The organism is Massilia horti (genome assembly GCF_004614195.1).
GTDB lineage: Bacteria > Pseudomonadota > Gammaproteobacteria > Burkholderiales > Burkholderiaceae_D > Telluria > Telluria horti.
In genome coordinates this window covers 1-19,212 of record NZ_SPUM01000036.1, presented here as the reverse complement: position 1 = coordinate 19,212, position 19,212 = coordinate 1, and the positions used below count along the sequence as shown (strand labels likewise).

General features: G+C 64.2%; 11 protein-coding genes. 8 read left to right on the top strand and 3 right to left on the bottom strand.

Annotated elements, in window-relative coordinates:
- Positions 1-89 precede the first annotated feature (89 nt).
- The 4 genes from E4O92_RS05495 (at position 90) to E4O92_RS05480 (ending at position 8,114) form a co-directional block, all read left to right on the top strand.
- Complete coding sequence (locus E4O92_RS05495; RefSeq protein ID WP_135188750.1) at positions 90-4,790, top strand: NAD-glutamate dehydrogenase domain-containing protein; 4,701 nt, start codon at positions 90-92, stop codon at positions 4,788-4,790.
- A 5-nt stretch (positions 4,791-4,795) separates the two neighbouring features.
- Positions 4,796-5,797 carry a succinylglutamate desuccinylase gene (locus E4O92_RS05490; protein WP_135188749.1) on the top strand — a complete coding sequence of 334 codons (1,002 nt, stop codon included), beginning with the start codon at positions 4,796-4,798 and terminating at the stop codon, positions 5,795-5,797.
- A 69-nt stretch (positions 5,798-5,866) separates the two neighbouring features.
- Positions 5,867-6,982, top strand: coding sequence for an NADH:flavin oxidoreductase/NADH oxidase (locus E4O92_RS05485; RefSeq protein ID WP_135188748.1), 1,116 nt, complete (start codon positions 5,867-5,869; stop codon positions 6,980-6,982).
- Between the two features lie 271 nt (positions 6,983-7,253).
- Positions 7,254-8,114, top strand: a complete 861-nt coding sequence (locus E4O92_RS05480) for a head GIN domain-containing protein (protein ID WP_135188747.1) — start codon at positions 7,254-7,256, stop codon at positions 8,112-8,114.
- A gap of 48 nt (positions 8,115-8,162) precedes the next feature.
- Here the strand turns inward: E4O92_RS05480 and hmpA are convergent, their stop codons facing one another.
- Entirely contained in the window at positions 8,163-9,356 is a 1,194-nt protein-coding gene (gene hmpA, locus E4O92_RS05475; RefSeq protein WP_135188746.1) for an NO-inducible flavohemoprotein, read from the bottom strand.
- Between the two features lie 227 nt (positions 9,357-9,583).
- Here hmpA and E4O92_RS05470 point away from each other — a divergent pair, with 227 nt between their 5' ends.
- The 4 genes from E4O92_RS05470 to E4O92_RS05455 all read left to right on the top strand — a co-directional run bounded on the left by E4O92_RS05470 (position 9,584) and on the right by E4O92_RS05455 (position 14,709).
- Positions 9,584-11,071 carry an amino acid permease gene (locus E4O92_RS05470; protein ID WP_135188745.1) on the top strand — a complete coding sequence of 496 codons (1,488 nt, stop codon included), beginning with the start codon at positions 9,584-9,586 and terminating at the stop codon, positions 11,069-11,071.
- 268 nt (positions 11,072-11,339) lie between these two features.
- Positions 11,340-12,494, top strand: coding sequence for a GNAT family N-acetyltransferase (locus tag E4O92_RS05465; RefSeq protein WP_135188744.1), 1,155 nt, complete (start codon positions 11,340-11,342; stop codon positions 12,492-12,494).
- A 285-nt stretch (positions 12,495-12,779) separates the two neighbouring features.
- The gene (locus E4O92_RS05460) at positions 12,780-13,949 is read left to right on the top strand and encodes a glycosyltransferase (protein WP_135188743.1); all 1,170 of its coding nucleotides are present in this window, start codon (positions 12,780-12,782) and stop codon (positions 13,947-13,949) included.
- A complete protein-coding gene (locus E4O92_RS05455) occupies positions 13,939-14,709 on the top strand; it encodes a WecB/TagA/CpsF family glycosyltransferase (protein ID WP_135188789.1) in 771 nt (256 codons plus the stop codon). The genes E4O92_RS05460 and E4O92_RS05455 overlap by 11 nt, the downstream gene beginning before the upstream one ends.
- Positions 14,710-14,722: 13 nt before the next feature.
- On the opposite strand, the gene E4O92_RS05450 is transcribed toward E4O92_RS05455, so the two are convergent.
- Complete coding sequence (locus E4O92_RS05450) at positions 14,723-16,366, bottom strand: right-handed parallel beta-helix repeat-containing protein (protein ID WP_135188742.1); 1,644 nt, start codon at positions 16,364-16,366, stop codon at positions 14,723-14,725.
- Positions 16,367-16,724: 358 nt separating this feature from the next.
- Positions 16,725-18,644: a right-handed parallel beta-helix repeat-containing protein gene (locus tag E4O92_RS05445; RefSeq protein ID WP_167759700.1), complete on the bottom strand. Its 1,920-nt coding sequence runs from the start codon at positions 18,642-18,644 to the stop codon at positions 16,725-16,727.
- Positions 18,645-19,212 lie beyond the last annotated feature (568 nt).

Sequence of the window (19,212 nt, the reverse complement as noted above, 5' to 3'; positions counted from 1 at the left end):
AATCGGGCGGGACATCCCCGTCCTTTGAGACCCTGCGGCGCGCGGCCAAAAGCTGCTGCGCCCACGGTGTATAACATTGGAGAAGCAGAATGAATAAAGACATGCCCAACGACCTGCGCACACGGACCCTCGCGCTGGTCACCGCAAACAAGCCCGCGGGCGCCTTTGATGAAGTCGGGGCCCTGATCAGCGCCTGGCTCGGATCGCTCGACGAAGAGGACCTGGCCGGCACCGCGCCCGACAGCCTGGCGCCGGTGTTGTGGGAGGGTTTTACCCAGGTCGCGCAGCGCGCGGGAGAAGGCTGCCAGATCGCGCAGATGCGCTATTCCGACGGGCGCGGCGGCATGGCGACTGCCCTGCTGATCCTCAATGACGACATGCCTTACCTCGTCGATTCGATCGTCATGGCCCTGCGCAAGCAGCGTGTATCGGCCGCCGGCGTGATGAACGCCGTGCTGCCGGTGCGGCGCGATGCGAGCGGCATGGTGGATGCGGTCGGCGAAGCCGGCGCGGCCTGCGAATCGTATGTGCTGTGCCTGCTGTCCGAGGACCTGCCGCAGGCCGAACTGGCTGCGCTGGTCGCGCGCCTGCAGATGGTCGCGCGCGACGCCGCCGTGGTGCACCGCGACGCCGTCGCCATGGCTGACCGCATGACCTCTGTGGCCGCAGCGGCCGCCCTTGATGGCACCCCGGCCGGCCAGGAAGTGGCCGCCTTCCTCGAATGGGCCAAGAACGAAGGCTTCGAGCCGTTCGGCTACGCCCATTACGTGGTCAAGCCGGGCGAGCGCGAACTGGAGCGCGACATCCCGAGCCGGATCGGCGTGCTGCAGGATACTTCGCACCCGGTCTACGGCACGTGCCTGGCCAACATCCCGGGCGACTTCGAAACCCTGTCGCGCCGCGCCGACACGCTGTCGATCGTGAAGGCAGACGTCGAGGGCACGCTGCACCGCGACCAGGCGCTGGACTTCATCGGCGTTCGCGACACCGACGCGCAAGGGCGCGTGCTGGGCGAACACTGCTTCGTGGGCCTGTTCACCCGCGCCGCCACCTCGACTCCGCTGGCGCGCCTGCCGTTCGCGCGCGGCCGCGTGGCCAAGGTGCTGTCGATCGCCGGCGTGCGCCAGGAAGGCTTCCGCGCCGAGAAGTTCCTGGAGATCCTCGAATCGCTGCCGCGCACCGAAGCGCTGGAAGCCGACCCCGAATGGCTGGCCCAGGTGTGCAGCTCGGTGGTGTCGCTGTACAAGCAGCCGCGCGCCAAGGTGTTCGCGCGCCGTGACGTGTATGCGCGCCACCTGAACGTGCTGGTCTACCTGCCGCGCGAGCGCTACAGCGCCGCGGTGGCGGCCGCGCTGGCACAGGCACTGAAGGAAAGCTCGGGCGCGGTCGAAGTGCGCTCGCAGACGCTGGTGGCCGACGGCCCGCTGGCGCGCGTGTACCTGATCGCGCACGCCGCGCGCTACCCGCTCGACCTCGAATCGGATATCCAGCAGCCGCTCTTGGGCGTGCTGGACGGCTGGCACGACCATTTCTCGGGCCTGCTGGACGGCGTCGCCGACCTGCCGACCCGCCATGCCCTGCGCAAGCTGGTGCCCACGCTGCCGGTCAACTACGTCACCTCGACCGCGCCGGCCACCGCGCTGGAAGACCTGCTGGCTGTGCTGTCGAACGGCCAGGCTGGCCACGTCTCGGTGCGCATCGAAGCCGACCCCGAGTCGGGCGCCTCGATCCGCCTGTATTCGGGCGATTCCGTGCCTTCGCTGTCGCGCATCCTGCCGGCGCTGCATAACGCCGGCGTGATGATCGACCGCGAGCAGACCCACGCGATCACCACCCTGGACGGCAAGCGCCACTACGTGAGCGCGCTGGCGACCGACCTGGAAACCGCGGCCAAGCTGGCGCGCCCGGGCGTGGCACGCCTGGCCGAAGAGCTGTTCGCGGCGCTGTTCAACAACGAAGCCGAAGATGGTCGCCTGAACGGCCTGACGATCGAAGGCGGCCTGTCGATGCGCGAAGTGCAGCTGGTACGCGCCTACATCAGCTACTGGCGCCAGGCCGGCAGCAAGTTCACCGTGCGCTACATGGCGGAGACCCTGCGCGACCGTCCGCTGCTGGTCAAGCAGCTGGTCGAAGGCTTCACGCAGCGCTTCAACCCGGCGCTCAGCCAGGAGGAGCGCGAGGCTGGCACCGCCAAGCTGGCCGAACTGAAGGCCGGGGTGGCAGCGGTCAACCATGCGGACACTGAGGAAATCATCGGCGCGCTGGTCGACCTGGTGATGGCGACCATGCGCACCAACTACTTCCAGAACAACGGCGAGAAGATCATCTTCAAGTTCGACACCAGCAACCTGATGCTGGTACCGGAACCGCGTCCGTTCCGCGAGATCTACGTGTTCTCGCGCCGCTTCGAAGGAGTGCACCTGCGCGGCGGCCCGGTGGCGCGCGGCGGCCTGCGCTGGTCGGACCGGATGGAGGACTACCGCACCGAGGTGCTGGGCCTGGTGAAGGCGCAGATGGTCAAGAACGCGGTCATCGTGCCGGCCGGCTCCAAAGGCGGCTTCGTGTGCAAGCAGATGCCCAAGGACGCGGCGCGTGAAGTGGTGGCGGCCGAAGGCCAGGCATGCTACCGCATGTTCATCTCGAGTCTGCTGGAATTGACCGACAACCGCGTGCGCGGCGAGATCGTGCCGCCGGCTGACACCGTCCGCTATGACCAGGACGACCCGTACCTGGTGGTGGCCGCAGACAAGGGCACCGCGACCTTCTCCGACCTGGCCAACAGTATCGCTGTTGAGCGCGGTTTCTGGCTGGGCGACGCGTTCGCCTCGGGCGGCTCGAACGGCTACGACCACAAGAAGATGGGCATCACCGCCAAGGGCGCGTTCGAGGCCGTCAAGCGCCACTTCTTCGAGATGGGCCACGACATCAACACCACCCCGTTCACCGTGGTTGGCGTGGGCGACATGTCGGGCGACGTGTTCGGCAACGGCGTGCTGCTGTCGCGCCAGATCAAGCTGGTGGCGGCGTTTGACCACCGCCACATCTTCCTCGACCCGACTCCGGACGTCGAAGTCTCGTTCAAGGAACGCCAGCGGCTGTTCGCGCTGCCGCGTTCGTCGTGGGACGACTACAACAAGGAGCTGATCTCGGAAGGCGGCGGCGTGTTCGCGCGCAGCAGCCGCTCGATCGAGCTGACCCCGCAGGTGCGCGCCGCGCTGGCGATCGAGGAGACCTCGCTCACGCCGGAAGAGCTGATGCACCGCATCCTGATGGCGCCGGTGGACCTGTTCTACAACGGCGGCATCGGCACCTACATCAAGGCTTCCACCGAGACCCATGCGCAGGTCAAGGACCGCGCCAATGACAACATCCGCGTCAACGGCGGCGAGATGCGCTGCAAGGTGGTGGGCGAGGGCGGCAACCTGGGCGCGACCCAGGCCGGCCGCATCGAATTCGCATTGGCTGGCGGGCGCATCTTCACCGATGCGATCGACAACTCGGCCGGCGTGGACTGCTCGGACCATGAGGTGAACGTGAAGATCTGGCTCGAGACCGAAGTCAAAGCTGGCCAGCTGACCGCGCCCGAGCGCAACGAGCTCTTGACCGAGATGACCGGCGAAATCGAGCGGCTGGTCCTGCGCGACAACAAGCTGCAGACTCACCTGCTGGTGCGTGAAGTGCAGGCGCAGGCCAACGCGTCGGTGGTCGATGGCTACGCCTCGCTGATTGCCAGCCTGGAGGCGGAAGGCGCAGTCTCGCGCGAACTGGAGCAGTTGCCGACGGACGCCGAACTGGCGCGCCGCAAGACGCTGGGCCTGGGCCTGACGACGTCCGAACTGGCGGTGGTGATCGCGAACGTGAAGAACCGCTTCAAGCGCATCCTTGGCAGCCTGCCGCTCACCGAGCAGCCGTGGGCGCGTTCGGTGCTGCTGCCGTACTTCCCGACGCAGCTGATCGCGACCCGCGATCCGCTGGCGCACCCGCTGGCGAACGCGATCCTGGCGACGGTGCTGGCCAACGAGTCGGTCAACCGCTGCGGCCCGCTGATGCTGCGCGACCTGGCGCTCGAGCACCGCGTCGACGATGCGGAAGTGGTCAAGGCGTTCGGCAGCGCCTGGTCGGCGCTGCACCTGGGTCCGGTGTTCGATGCGCTGGACGCCGACGCACTGAACGTGCCGCGTGAAGTCTCGGTCGCGGTCGATGCCCGCACCCGCGTGCTGATGCGCTCCGTGATCGAAGGCGTGCTGTCGCTGCCGGCCGGCGTGGACGCGATGCAGGAGCTGTCGAACCTGTTCGCCGAGGGCGAGCAGCTGCGCCAGTTGATGCCGTCGAAGCTGGAAGCCGACGCTCATGCCGGTCTGCCGTCCGGTTTTGCGCAGGCCTGGAAGTCGGTCGACACCATCGAGTCGCTGGCGGCCTTCCTGTTTGCGGCGGTGTCGGTGCAGCGTCCGGCTGGCATGTCGCTGGCAGGGTTCCTGCAGGTGGGCATGGCGCTGCGCGAGAAGGCTGGCCTGGACAACCTCGAACGCGGGCTGAAGCTGCCGGCGCAGAGCAAGTCGCAGGAACAGCTGCGCAACTACGCGATGCAGGCGCTGCGCCGCACTCAACAGCGGCTGCTGATGCAGGTGCTCGAGCGTGCTGGCAGCAACGGCAACGTGCAGGCCGCGCTGGAGGAAGTGACCAGCGCGATGGGCCTGACCGGCTACGCGTTGGCCACCGACCTGGAGCAGGCGATGCTCGAGGTGTGGGCGCTGTCGGAAGGCTCCAGCCCGGAACGGCTGGCGGCCTGATTGCCATGACCGCGCAGTCCGGCATTACGCTGCCTGAGGCAGTGCGCGCACTGGCCGAAGGTGACTTCGGCGCGGTCGCGCAGCGCTTCAACGATGCCGGCTACGCGGTTGCGTTGCCTGCCAAGGGCATCCTGACCATCAGGTCGGCGATGCCCGATCCGGCACGCGCGAGCGTGCTGGTGTCAGTCGGCGTGCATGGCGACGAGACCGGGCCGATCGAAATGGTCGCGCACGCGGTCGAGGCGCTGTCGCGCGAGCCGCAGCAGCTCGCGGTGGACCTGATGCTATGCGTTGGGAATATCGACGCGATCGGCGCCGGCAAACGCTTTATCGACGCTGACCTGAACCGGATGTTCCGTGCCGAGCGCGGTGCGCTGGCCAGTGCCTTTGAAGCGGCGCGGGCCGACGCGATGATCGCCGCGACCGGCGGCTTTTTCGCTGGCGCTGGTCCGCAGCGCTGGCATCTTGATCTGCATACTGCGATCCGCGCTTCGCATTACCCGACCTTCGCGGTTGTGCCGGACCTGATCGCGCAAGAGGGCAAGCGCGCCTTGATCGACTGGCTGGGAGAGGCCGGGATCGGGGCGATCATCATGAACCCGAAGTCGTCCGGGACCTATAGCTACCACTCGGCAGAGAACCACGGCGCCTTTGGTGCCACCGTCGAGCTGGGGCGGGTGGGCAAGCTGGGGCAGAACGACCTGTCCCAGTTCATGGATGTGGCGGCGGCGCTGAACCGTCTGCTGCGCGGACAGGCGCCGGGCACGCCCAGGGCCAAGCCGCACGTGTTCAAGCTGGCGCAGGAGATCGTCAAGCTGTCGGATGATTTCCGCATGGGTTTTGGACGCGAGACGCAGAACTTCACGGCGCTTAAGAAGGGCGCGGTGATCGCGACCGATGGCGACACGGTGTACACGGTACGCCATGACGAGGAGCTGGTGGTGTTCCCGAACCCAGACGTGCGGGTCGGGCTGCGCGCCGGCCTGATGGTCGTGCGGATCGAATAACGCCTATCCAAAGCGCAATCCAAGCGTGCGCGCTAGACTACCGTTCCTGGCAAGAACGGAGTCTTTCTCATGAGCATGCTTTTCTCCCCAATCAAACTCGGCCCCCTGCAGCTTCCCAACCGGATCGCGATTGCCCCGATGTGCCAGTATTCCGCTGACGGCAACGGCATGGCGACCGACTGGCACATGATCCACCTGGGCCACATGGCCCTGTCCGGCGCCGGCCTCCTGATCCTGGAAGCGACCGCCGTTACGCCTGAAGGCCGAATTTCGCCCGACGACCTGGGCCTGTGGTCCGACGAGCACATGGCCGCGCTTGCCCCAACCATCCAGGCGATTCGCCGCTATTCCCCGATCGCGCTGGGGGTGCAGCTGGCGCACGCGGGCCGCAAGGCGTCGAGCGAGGTGCCATGGAAGGGCGGCGCGCAGATTCCTCCGGACCAGCCGCGCGGCTGGCAGACCGTGGCGCCGTCGCCGCTGCCGTTTGCCGAAGGCACGAACGCGCCGCTTGAGCTGGACGGCGCAGGCATGCAGCGCATCCTCGACGGCTTCGTCGACGCGGCCCGGCGCGCGCACCAACTGGGCCTGGACGCGATCGAGCTGCACGCTGCGCACGGCTACCTGCTGCACGAGTTCCTGTCGCCGCTGTCGAACCACCGCACCGACGAATATGGCGGCTCGCTGGAAAACCGCATGCGCTATCCACTCGAGGTGTTCAAGGCGCTGCGCGCGGCGGTGCCGGCGGAGATGGCGGTCGGCGTGCGCATCTCGGCCAGCGACTGGGTCGAGGGCGGCTGGGACATCGGGCAGAGCGTGGTGTTCGCGAGGGAGCTGGAAAAGCTGGGCTGCGACTTTATCCATGTGTCCAGCGGTGGGCTGTCGCCGCTGCAGAAGATTCCGGTTGTTCCTGGCTACCAGATCGAGTTCGCCGAGCGTATCAAGCGCGAGGCCGGCATGCCGACCATTGGCGTGGGCTTGATCACTGAGGCCGGCCAGGCCGAGCGCATCCTCGAACAAGGGCAGGCGGACATGGTGGCGCTGGCGCGCGCCATGCTGTTCGATCCGCGCTGGCCATGGCACGCCGCGGCCGAGCTGGGCGCGCAGGTGAGCGCGCCGCCGCAGTACTGGCGTTCGCAGCCGCGCGAATACAAGGACCTGTTCGACACGCGTCAGGTCCAGCGTTAAGCGGTCGTTTCATGGCGGCGTTGCGTGCTTGGCGTAGGGTGCGCACCTGTGCGCACGCTGTACAGTAGCGTCAAGTTTGCGTCCGCGTGCGACCTATACCTCTGCTCTGAGTTCGCGAACCGCGTGCGCACAGGTGCGCACCCTACGATCCTTCGCTGTTCGTGCCGGATAATTGCGCTTCATCCGGCATTTTTTGCAGCCTGTCGCACTGCAAAGGCGATCCGGCTGGAGCGTTGGTAGAGTAGCCTTTCACAACAACAAAGGCTCAATCATGCGCATACTCTCCACCTTCGCCTGCCTGGCTGCCCTCGGCGGCTGCGCCATCGTGGTCACCCCGAATGACGGCGACTTCCAGGTCTACACTCCTTTCAGCAGCAACGCCGTCGAAGGCAACGGCGTGGCGGCGCGCGACGTGCGGGCGGTCGGCAGTCTGCAGGGGCTGGAGGTGCGTGGCAACATGGTGGTCGATGTGCGCGTCGGCCCTGCGCCTTCGCTGACGGTGGAGGCGGACAGCAACCTGCTGCCGCTGATCCGGACCGAAACGGTTGGCGATACGCTGCGCGTTTCGAGCGAGCGCCCCCTGCGCAGCCGCACCCCGATCCGCATCACTTACACTGTGCCGAGACTGGCCGACTTGCAGTCAAGCGGCTCGGGACGGGTGATGGTGGCAGGCCTGAATGGCGGCGCGCTGACGGTGCGCAGCAGCGGCTCCGGCGTGACCTCGCTTGGCGGACGGGTAGCGCGTCTGGATGCTCGCGTCAGCGGTTCCGGCGGCGTGGACGCGCTGGGACTGGAAAGCGGGAGCATCAGCCTGCACGGCAGCGGTTCCGGCCATATGACGGTCGGCAGGGCCAACGGCGACTACGCGGACATCGAGCTCACCGGCTCGGGACGCGCGCGGGCGAGCGGCGCGGTGCGGACATTGATGGTGCGCGTGAGCGGCTCGGGGAGCGTGGATCTGGCGGGGCTGTCCAGCCAGCAGGCGGACCTGGCTGCCAGCGGATCGGGTGGCATTACCGCCAACGTCACGCAATCGCTGGTCGCGCAGACCAGTGGTTCGGGCGGTGTGCGGGTGTACGGCAATCCGGCGCAGCGCACGATCACCGGCAAGTCGGTGCATATCCTGAACTGACGGGCCTTGCGGCCCGCAGCGCGGCCCCGGCCGGGGCCGCATCGGGCATTACAGCAGGTTGTCCAGCAAGTCCGGCCCGAACACTTCGCGATGCAGGAGCGCTGCGGGCGCGCCTGCTTCCAGCAGCGCATTCCACTGCGCCTGCATGAACGGCAGCGGGCCGCAGATGTAGACATCGGTCTCGGTGAGCGGCCACGAGGGCAGGCGCGACTTGTCCATCAAGCCTTCCAGCACGTTCTGCTCGCCATTTGCGCGCTCATAAAAGGTCACCACGTTCAGGTACGGCATGCGCGCCTTGGCGGCGGCGATGTCGCCCTGATGGGCGTGGTGGCCGGCGTCACGCGCGGCGTGCGCGAAGATCACGCGGCGCTGCGGGTTCACCTGCGCGATGCGATTGAGCGCCGCGATCATCGGGGTGATGCCGACGCCGGCCGACAGCAGCACTACCGGCTGGTCCGACTCGGTGTCCGGGGTGAAGTCGCCGAACGGGTGGCTGACCTGCAGGATCGCACCGACCTTGGCGTTCGCGTGCAGCCAGTTCGACACTTCGCCCTGGGGCGCGTCCGGCTTGGCGTCCTCGCGCTTGACGGAGATGCGCAGGTCGTTCGCGCCCGGCGCGTCGGACAGGCTGTACTGGCGCAGCTGGCGGCGGCCGCCCGGCAGGTCGACCGCGACGCTGACGTACTGGCCGGCGACGAACGGCGGCAGCGCGCCGCCATCGATCGGCGCCAGGCGGATCGACAGCACGTTCTCGCATTGCCTGATCACTTCGGTTACTCGCATCGGCTGGGTTGCGCCAGGTTCGATGCCGGCTTGCCCGTACATGTCGCGCTCGGCCTTGATCAGCAGATCGGCCAGCGAGGTGTAGGCTTCGGCCCAGGCGGCAATCAGTTCCGGCGTGGCGGCCTCGCCCAGCACTTCCTTGATCGCCCCCAGCAGGTGGTGGCCGACGATGGGGTAATGTTCGGCGCGGATGCCGACCGAGGCGTGCTTGTGGATGATGCGGTTGATGACGGGGCCAAGCGCTTGCGCGTTGTCGATATTGGCGGCGTAGGCGAACACGGCCGAGGCCAGCGATTGCTGCTGCGAACCATTGGCCTGGTTGCCCATGTTGAACAGGTTGGTCAGTTCGGGGTGGGCCGCGAACATGTTGCGGTAGAAGACAGTGGTGACGGCCAGGCCATGCTCGCGAAGGACCGGAACGCTGGCGTCGATGTAGGGACGGGAAACGGCGGAGATCATTGCAATTCCTAATACATGCACAAAAAATACATCTTTTGCATCGAAAAAAAGACTCGCGGAGGAGCCTGGCTTTGTCGAGCACAGCTATTCTATCAAATCAGGCATTTAAAATACATTTTTTTTGAGAACAAATTTCTTCAACAGACTGCGATGCCCACTATAATCGCAAGCTTTGGCGGGCGCACCGCCGGGGCCCTAGTGAAGCGCGATTCAATAAGGACACGCACGTGACTCAGACATTCAGCCAGAAGCTGTTTCGCACCAAACCTGTAGAGCGGGAACTTGACGATGGGCATGGCCGCAGCAAGAGCGGCCTCGGGCGAACGCTCGGCCTGTTCCCGCTGACCATGATCGGCGTCGGCGCCACGATTGGTACCGGCATCTTCTTTACCATGGTCGAGGCGGTGCCCAAGGCGGGTCCTGCCGTGATTTTGTCGTTCCTGATGGCTGCAGTCACCGCCGGGCTGACGGCGCTGTGTTACGCCGAACTGGCGGACCGGGTGCCGGCGTCCGGCTCGTCCTACTCGTTCGCCTATGCAACGGTCGGCGAGTTCGCGGCCTTTGTGGTGGCGGCCTGCCTGTTGCTCGAATACGGCCTGGCCGCGAGCGCGACCGCCATCGGCTGGTCCGACTACCTGAACAAATTCCTGCACACTGCGCTCGGCTGGGACATCCCGGCGGCGTTGCGTTCGCCGATGATCGTGGCCGGCAAGCACGGGACTGAATTCCATCCGGACCACCTGAACCTGCCGCCGATACTGCTGGTGACGCTGTGCTGCATTCTCTTGATCCGCGGCACGCGCGAATCGGCCACGACCAACGCGATCATGGTGCTGATCAAGCTGGCGATCCTGGCGTTTTTCGCGGCGGTCGCGCTGACCGGCTTCGATTCCTCCAACTTCCATCCCTTCTTTGACAACGGCAAGGGCGTGGTCAGCATGGTCGGTGTGACCGCCGCGGCCGGCACCGTGTTTTTCTCGTTCATTGGCCTGGATACGATTGCGACCGCGGGCGAGGAGGTGAAGAACCCGCGCCGCAACGTGCCGATCGGCATCCTTTGCGCGCTGGCGATCGTGACCGTGTTCTACATGGTGGTCGCCGTGGCTGCCATGGGAGCGCAGCCGGCGCACATGTTCGAAGGCCAGGAGGCCGGCCTGGCGGTGATCCTGCAAAACGTCACCGGCAAGTCCTGGCCGGCGCTGGTGCTGTCGGCCGGCGCCGTCATTTCGGTGTTTTCGGTCACGCTGGTGACGATCTACGGCCAGACCCGGATCCTGTTCGCGATCAGCCGCGATGGGCTGGTCCCGAAGGTCTTCCAGCGCGTCCATCCGCGCACGCTGGCGCCGGTGGGCAATACGCTGATCGTGTCGCTCGTGGTTGGCGTGGTCGCGGGCCTGGTCGATTCATCCTTCCTGTGGGACACGGTCAGCATGGGCACGCTGACCGCCTTCATGGTGGTGTCGGTCGCGGTGCCGGTGATTCGCCGCAAGCAGGGCAATACCGGCTCCGGTGGCTTTCGGGTGCCGTTCGGTCCCTACGTGGTGCCGGGCCTGTCGATCTTTGCCTGCCTGTACCTCATGACGTACTTGTCGGACACCACATTCCGCGTGTTCGCGGTATGGATGGCCGTCGCCGTCACCACCTATTTCGTCTACGGCATCCGCAACAGCCGCCTGAACAAGCAGGCTTCCTCCACCGCCGTGCTGACCGACTAGCCGGGCGCGCCTGCCCGGCGCGCGCCGCGTGGCCTTCATCCGCGCGGCGCGAACCGCCCTCGAAACAACGCCTTCGCCGGCCGTATGGCCGCGGCTCGCCTTTCCTGATTCCGTGCTGAGCGCCCTCATGGCCGGGCGTTCCCGCGCTTGTTAGTATCGATCAGGAAGTGGTTAAAAATTCAATGTCTTTTATCCAAGAGGCAATTGGTCTGAAAGGGCGTGGCACTCGGTAGTGCAGCGTGACAGGCGCAATAGCGGAGAGAAGGCGATGAAAAACATGAAGCCAAGCGTAATGGTGGGTCACAAGGACGTGTGGCCGATGCGGGTATCGAGTCAAGCCGCAGCCGGTGGAGAGGTTTCCACGATTTGCTACGAGGACGATATCCCGACGTTCGTGGAGGCCGAGCTGGTGCGGCTCTACGGCCACATGAATTCGTCCCTGACTTATCTGATGGCAAGCAGCAAGGCGAACGGGGCCAGTACCTATGTCGCGCGCAACACGGACCGAATGCTCGCAGTATTGCTGTTCAAGCGGAACGCAATTGAAGTGCAGGTTATCAACGAGATGTGCAAGATCGACGCGGTGGAAATCGCCCGGTTTGCCGACTTCGTTTTTTCGACCTATGCGTCGGTCACGCGGATTTCGTTCTCGATGCTCGAAAACGGGTTCGGGCGATTGCCTTACCCATCCCAGCGCTACAACTTTTCGGAAGATATCGTGCTCGACATGCCGTCCTGCACTGACGCGTACCTGGAAAGTCTCAGTTCGAAAACCAGGAGGGGTATCCGGGGAAATCTCACCAAGATAAAGCGCGATCACCCCTCATTCCAGTTCCAGGTATTCGAAAAGGACCAGATCACGGTCCAGCAGATTCGCGACATCATTGAGCTCAGCAAGGCCAGGATAGGCGCCAAGCATCTCAGGTACGGCACCACGGAGGACGACATCCAGTGCCTGCTGCAGGTCGTGCGCGCATGCGGACTGGCGGGCATCGTCTTTATTGACGGGAAAATATGCGCCGGTATCGTCAATTCGCATTTGGGCAACGGTTATTTTGGCCACGTCGTCGCCCACGATCCCCATTACAACAAATACGGCCTGGGCATCCTGTGCTGTTATCTGACGATTTGTGCGGAAATCGAACGGGGCGGCGCCACGCACCATTTTTGCTGGGGACGGTACAACTACAAATACCGGCTCGGCGGCGTGCAGAAGGACATGATTTGCCTGGACGTGTATCGGTCGCGCGCCTGGTATTTCCGTAACGTCCAGGGGGTCGCGAAAAATGCGCTGCAGACCAGCGTGGCCCGCATCAAGACCCGGCTGCTCGATATCGAACGGGAAGAAACCGGGCATCCGGGGCTTGTCAGCCGGGCGGTGAGAATTTTGCGCAAGCTGAAGCGTTCCCGCTTTTCCGAATAAACCCTGACGGCATGCCCTGCCTCTCGCGCGTGGCGCTGCCGCCGTCCCGCGCGCTTTTTTCCTGTAAAAGAAAGAACCAATCCGCCTACTGCATTCCATGCGTGGATTGGCAGTTTCCCGCGCCTTCGCCACGCTTTTATTTTCCGCAATTAATTGCCTTCAAAATATATTCGGCAAGGGCACTCGAGCATAAATCATCGCCTGATTGCGCTCAATATCACCACGGTTCGCGCTGCTATTCTCGATATTGCTCAATTATTATGTGGCCGGAATAGCCTGATTCTAATGAAAATCTTGTTCGTCCATAATGCGTATCAGCATTTCGGCGGCGAGGATGCCGTGGTAAATGCCGAAATGGATTTGCTGCGGGCACATGGCCACGCTGTGGATTTGTATCTGCGCAATAACGACGAGCTGAAACAGCTGTCATCGGCAGTTGCCGCGACGACGGTAATCTGGTCGCGGCAGGCGGCACGCCATATTCGTTCGCTTTGCGATTCATTTCGGCCTGACCTGATTCATGTCCACAACACATTCGCCCTGATTTCGCCATCCGTTTATTGGGTGGCGGCTCAGAAAAATATTCCGGTGGTGCAGACTTTGCACAATTACCGGTTGCTATGCCCCCAAGGTACGTTTTTGAGAAAGGGGAGCATTTGCCAGGATTGCCTGGGAAAAGCGCCGTGGCGCGCCGTGGGGCGCAAGTGCTATCGGCAATCGGCGCCGCAATCGGCAGTCATGGCAGGGATGCTGGGCGCGCACCGGGCGGCGGGCACGTATCGCGACCGGGTCACGCGCTATATCGCGCTGACCGCGTTCGCGCGTGACCGCTTCATCCAGGGCGGGTTGCCAGCGGAGAAATTGCGCGTCAAGCCGAACTTTGTGGATGTTCCCGTGCAGCCGGCTTGGGAAGCGCGGCGCGGGGGCCTGTTCGTTGGCCGGCTGTCGGAGGAAAAGGGAACCGGGACGCTGGCCGGGGCGGCACGCCTGCTTGCCAACGCTGATATCGACGTCATCGGGAGCGGCCCGGACGAGGCGGCCGTGCGTGCGCAGTTTGGCCCGCGCTGCCACGGCTTCCTGCCGCGCGAGGCGATTCTGGCGCGGATGCGCGCGGCGTCCTTCCTGATCGTGCCGAGCATCTGTCACGAGCAGTTGCCGACCACCTTAATCGAAGCGTTCTCTTGCGGCCTGCCGGTCATCGCGAGCCGGCTCGGCGCGCTGGCGGACCTGGTGGAGGACGGTGTCACTGGCCTGTTGTTCGAGCCCGGCGACGCGGCGGGCCTGGCGTCCAAGATCGCCTGGGCCCAGACGCATGGTGCAGAGCTCGAGCGCATGGGACGCGCGGCCCGCGCGCGGTACGAGGCCACCTACACCCCGTCGATCAACTACAACATGTTGGTGAGAATCTATGAAGACGCTATGGCAGAGCGAGATGGACGTCGTCATGCCCCGTAAAGGCCACTCCGTGCTGGGTACCTGGATCGATGCGCTGTTCTGGGAGGATGCGATCGACCAGCTCATCAAATGGGGAACGGCACGGGAGTCGCGCTATGTCTGCATCTGCAACGTGCATTCGGTGGTGACCGCAACGCGCGACGCGCAGTTCCGCAGCGCCCTCTCGGGGGCGGACATGACCACGTCGGACGGCGCGCCCATTGCGTGGGCCTTGCGCCGCCTGGGATTTCCCGCGCAGGAGCGGATCGCGGGGCCGGACCTGATGTGGCGTTACCTGCGCGAGGCGGAGCGCCTGCGCCTGAAGGTTTTCCTGTACGGCAGCAAGCCGGAAACCCTCGCCAAGCTGCGCGCCAGCATCGACGAGACGTTCCCCGGCCTCATGCTGGCCGGCATGCGCTCGCCCCCGTTCAATGCGGTCACGCTCGGCCAGGACGAGGCGGACGTGGACGAGATCAACGCTTCTGGTGCGAACGTCGTGTTTGTCGGGCTGGGTTGCCCCAAGCAGGAAAAATGGATGGCCGCGCACCGCGGACGAATCAACGCGGTGATGGTCGGGGTGGGGGCGGCGTTCGATTTCCACTCCGGCACCCTCAAGCGCGCGCCCTTGTGGTGGCAACATCATGGACTGGAGTGGCTGCACCGGCTGGCTTCGGAACCGCGCCGGCTGGCGCCGCGCTACCTGGTCACGAACACCCTGTTCGTCATCGGCTTTTCGTGGCAATTGATAGTTGAAAAGTTTTTGAGAAGGCGGGGGCACTGAGGCCGCCCTGTCTCTAGTCGGCCGGGCGCGTGGATGGCTCGCGACCGGCTGCGCCGCGCTTCATGACCGAGTTCGCATCCTGGCGCATCGCGCGGCGCCAGGCGCCATAGCCGGCGCTCACTCCCGGCGAGCTGCCGTCCCAGGTGCGCGCGAAGGTGTCCGCATCGGCGCTGTGGTAGGTGTTGAAGTCGAAACGGGCAAAGCTGGCAAGGTTGCCACCGCCTTCGAGGTTAAAGGTCTGCTCGCCATGCGCGGACAGGAAGGTGTTGTGGGTCACTTCGTTGCCGCGGATGGTGCCGGTGTCCTGCGCAAAGGCCAGGTGGGTGATGGCGCTGCCGCTGAAGGTGTTGTGGGTGATCCGGTTGTCGAAGCCATCGTGCACCACCATGCCCTTGGTGTTGTTGGAAAGTACGTTCCTCGACACCGTGACCCCGTTGGCCGAATCGTCCAGGTAGATTCCATATCCTTCGGGGCCTTGCACGTTGGTCACCGTGTTGCCTTCGATCCGCAGGCGCAAGGGCTGCTTGTCCCTGGCGCCCGTGTAGATGCCGCCGCAGTCGGTCAGGCGCACGCAGGCGACGTCCACCGCGCTGTTGGTCACCGAGGTGTTCCGGTTATGCAGCACGCTGATGCCGTGGTAGGCCGAGTTGATCACCCGGACGTGGTCGATGCGGTTGTCCGCGCCATCGCCGAAGAAGATGCCGGCATCGGTCGGGCTCGGCATGCCGGTCATCCCGGTGTTGCTTACCGTTGAGTTGGTCACCGTTGCGCCGGTTATCGAATACCAGCCGTCGATGCCGTTGCGGCGGGCATTGCTCACGCTGGTATGGTCGACCACCAGGCCGTTGCTGCCGCTGGCCCAGATGCCGTCTTGAAAACTGTTGACGATGTCCGAATTGAGCACCTTGAGCCGGGTGGCCGTGTTGGCGCTGATGCCGTGAGATGCCAGGAATATCCTGACGCCGTCGATCGTGATTCCGCTCGATTGGTCGGCGTTGATGCCATTGCTTTCCGGCGCTGCCCAGACCCGGCCGTCGGGCGACTTGCCGTCTGGCGTCCACAGGTAGAGCCTGCCCTGGTGCAACGCCCATGCGCCCGGGCCGTCGAGCATCCACAGCTTGCCTTCGACATAGAACGGCTTATCGGTGGGAATGCTGTTGCTGGTGAGCCGTTCTGACTTGATTACCGACCGGCTGTCCAGGTAGACCAGAGTCGCGCCGGCCAGGTCCTTGCCGGCGAGCTTGCCGGCGCTGCTGGCCCAGGTTTGCGGCAGCCTGGGCCAGTGGGCGGCGGCGACCGGATTGCCGTCGACGGCAACCTGCACAGGAATGAAGTTTACCGGCGCCGAGTAGATATTGCCCTGGTACTTGGTCCAGTGCGGGATCGGGCGGCCAGGAGAAATCGTGGCCTTGCCGCAGTTGCCGACGGTTTTTACCGTGATGTTCGCTTTGCCATTAAGTTCGAGCGTGCCCAGGTAGGTGGCGCCGCACCGGAGCTTGACGGTGCTGCCATTGGCGACCTGGGCGGGGATGGGCAGCGTTGCCGGCCGCGCAGACGGACGATGCTCCCCGGCCGCTGCGCCCGCCATCGCAATCATTGCCAATGGCAGGCAGAGCGGCAGGTGGCGGAAAGGGAAGGACCAGGCCTTACGTAGCATGTCGCGCCTCCACGCATGTGTTTTTGCCAGTACAGTCGAAACATACCGCGGGACTGCGTCGCCCGGCCTGAGCTATCTAAACCAGGTCATCATGGCCTCAAAAAAAGCTCTGTCACCGGTAAGTTTGGGGTTCGTAGCGTGGGCGTTCGGCCGGCCACTGGGCAGTACGTGTGCGTACCGGAGCCAACGGTATTCAACCGTACCGCGTGCGCACTGGTGCGCACCCTACGGCGTGCGTGAGCCCTAGCCAAAAAAAATCCGCGTTGCCGCGGATTTTTTGTCGATGAAAGCAGCCCTTTGGCCGGGCTGGCCGGCATGGGAGAAGCTTGACACTTCTCCCCGCCGTCCAGGCCTTGCCTTAGCGCGAGCCGTTCATCGTCGAGCTACCGTCCTGACCGGACCAGCTCTTCCAGCTGCTCCAGCTGAGCGTCTGGCCGGCCGAGCTACCGTCCCAGATCCGTGCGAACACGTTCGTATTGGTGCTGGTGTAGGTGTTGTTGTTCCAGGTAGCAAAGGTCTTCAGGTTGCTGCCGGTTTGCATGTTGTAGGTCTGCTCACCGTTGGTCGACTTGAAGGTGTTGCCGGTCACCTGGTTGTTGCGGATCTGCCCGCTGATGTCTTGCCCGAAGCCCATGTGGACGGTTCCGCTCGAGGTCACCGTGTTATTGGTGATCACATTGTTGAACGCGTTGTGCAGGTTGATCGCGATCGTGGTGTTCGAGACCTTGTTGTTGTTGACGGTGACGCCGTTCGCCGAATCGTCCAGGTAGATGCCGATGCCTTCGCTGGCCTTGATGTTGGTCACGGTATTGCCGTCAATTTTCAGGGTCAGCACCGCCTTGTCCGGCGAACCGGTGTAGATACCGGCGCAGTCGTTCAGGTACACGCAAGCCGTGTCGATCGTGCTGTTGGTGACCGAGGTGTTACGGTTGTGCAGCACGCTGATGCCGTGGTAGCCCGAGTTGGTCACGCTCACGTTGTTGATGGTGTTGTTCGCACCGTCGCCAAACATGATGCCCGCGTCGCTGGTGCTCGGCATGCCGACCGTGCCCGTGTTGCTGACGGTCGTGTTGGAGATGTTCGCACCGTTGACCGAGTACCAGCCGTCGATGCCGTTGCGGCGCGTGTTGGTCACGCTGCTGTTGCTCACGGTCAGGCCGTTGCTGCCGCTGGCCCAAATGCCGTCCTGCGCGCTGTTGCTGATTTCCGTGTTCAGCACCTTCAGGTTGCTCGAGGTGTTGGCGCTGATGCCGTTGAAGGCCGAGAAAATCTTCACGCTGTCGATCGTGATGCCGCTCGAGTTGTCGGCATTGATGCCGTTGGCGTTCGCGGCTGCCCAGACGCGGCCTTCCGGCGATTGGCCGTCCGGCGCCCACACGTACAGGCGGCCGCCCGACACGGCCCATTCGCCTGCGGTGTCGAGCATCCACAGCTTGCCTTCAACATAGAACGGCTTGGAGGTGTCGACGCTGTTGCTGGTGAGCGTGTTGGTCTTGATCACCGACTGGTTGTCCAGGTAGACGCGGGTCGCGCCATTCAGGTCGGTGCTCGGCATGCCGCTGGTGCTGGTCGCCCACGGCTTGTTCGGCCAGTGTGCGGCTGCGACCGGGGTGCCGGCGACGGAAACCTGGATCGGCGTGAAGCTGATCGGTGCCGAGTAGATGTTGCCCGAGTACTTGGTCCACCCCGTGATGGCGCTGCCCGGCGAGATCGAGGCCTTGCCGCAGGTGCCGACGGTCTTGACGGTGACGTTCTGCTTGCCGTTCAGTTGCAGCGTGCCCTGGTAGGTCACGCCGCATTGCAGGCTGACCGTTGTGCCATTGGCGATATTGGTCGGCACCGGTTGGACGCTGGTCGGCGTCGGGGTCGGCGTCGGAGTCGGAGTCGGGGTCGGATCGGGCGACGTCGGGCTGGTCGTGCTGGTGCTGGAATAGGCGCAGACCTTGTCCAGGCCCGGCGCGGGGTCGCCGAACGCGTCATTGGTGCACGGGATCGAAGTGGTCGCGGTTTTGTATGCGTACAGGCCGTTGGCGCCGTAGCGGACCTGCTGGGTGCCGGTGAACTTACAGGTGCCACCTTCGTTGGCGCAGTTGGTCCAGGTCGGAGGCGGCGGTGCTGCCGCTGCCACGGAACAGGTCTTGTCGACGCCCGGCGCCGGGTCGCCGAATACATCGTTGGTGCACGCTACCGGACCGGTCACGGTCTTGTAGGCATACAGGCCATTGCCACCATAGCGGACTTGCTGGGAGCCGGAGAACGAGCATGTGCCGCCTTCCACTGCACACTGTGTCCAGGAAGTGGTTGTCGACACGGTTGTGGTCGCTGCGAGCGCAGGGGTCTGAGGATTGCCCGACGTCGAGGTGTTGCCACCGCACGAAATCAGCGAGGTAATGAGACCTGCGCCGATCAGGGTGCGGGTCAACAAACCAACGGGGGTCAGTGCATTATTTCTTTGCATAAAAATTCTCAAGGATTACAGCAAGCCAAAGTGATGAATTCATCACACGTTTCCTGCCAGAAAAGCCAGCAAGGTGGACGTGGCAATTAATTGCAAAAAAGTCAGTTCATTTCGAAAGGACATTGATCGCAATCAAGCCAAGCACGGTCTCAGACAGGCTGATGAATGGAAAGTTTCCGAAAATCGATAGATTCTGCGAAAAATTTTCTGCGTTCAATTAACTAATTTCCTACCGTAAATTGGATTGGTCGAGCGGAAAGTTCTTTATGGAAAAAACTATTTAAATAAGGAAAATGAATTGGAAGGAAAGGCAAGGACTTGGGGGGGTGGGGCGGGGAGGTGCGCGCGCCCGGACGGACGGGGCAGGGTGGCTGCCAGGGCCGGGGAC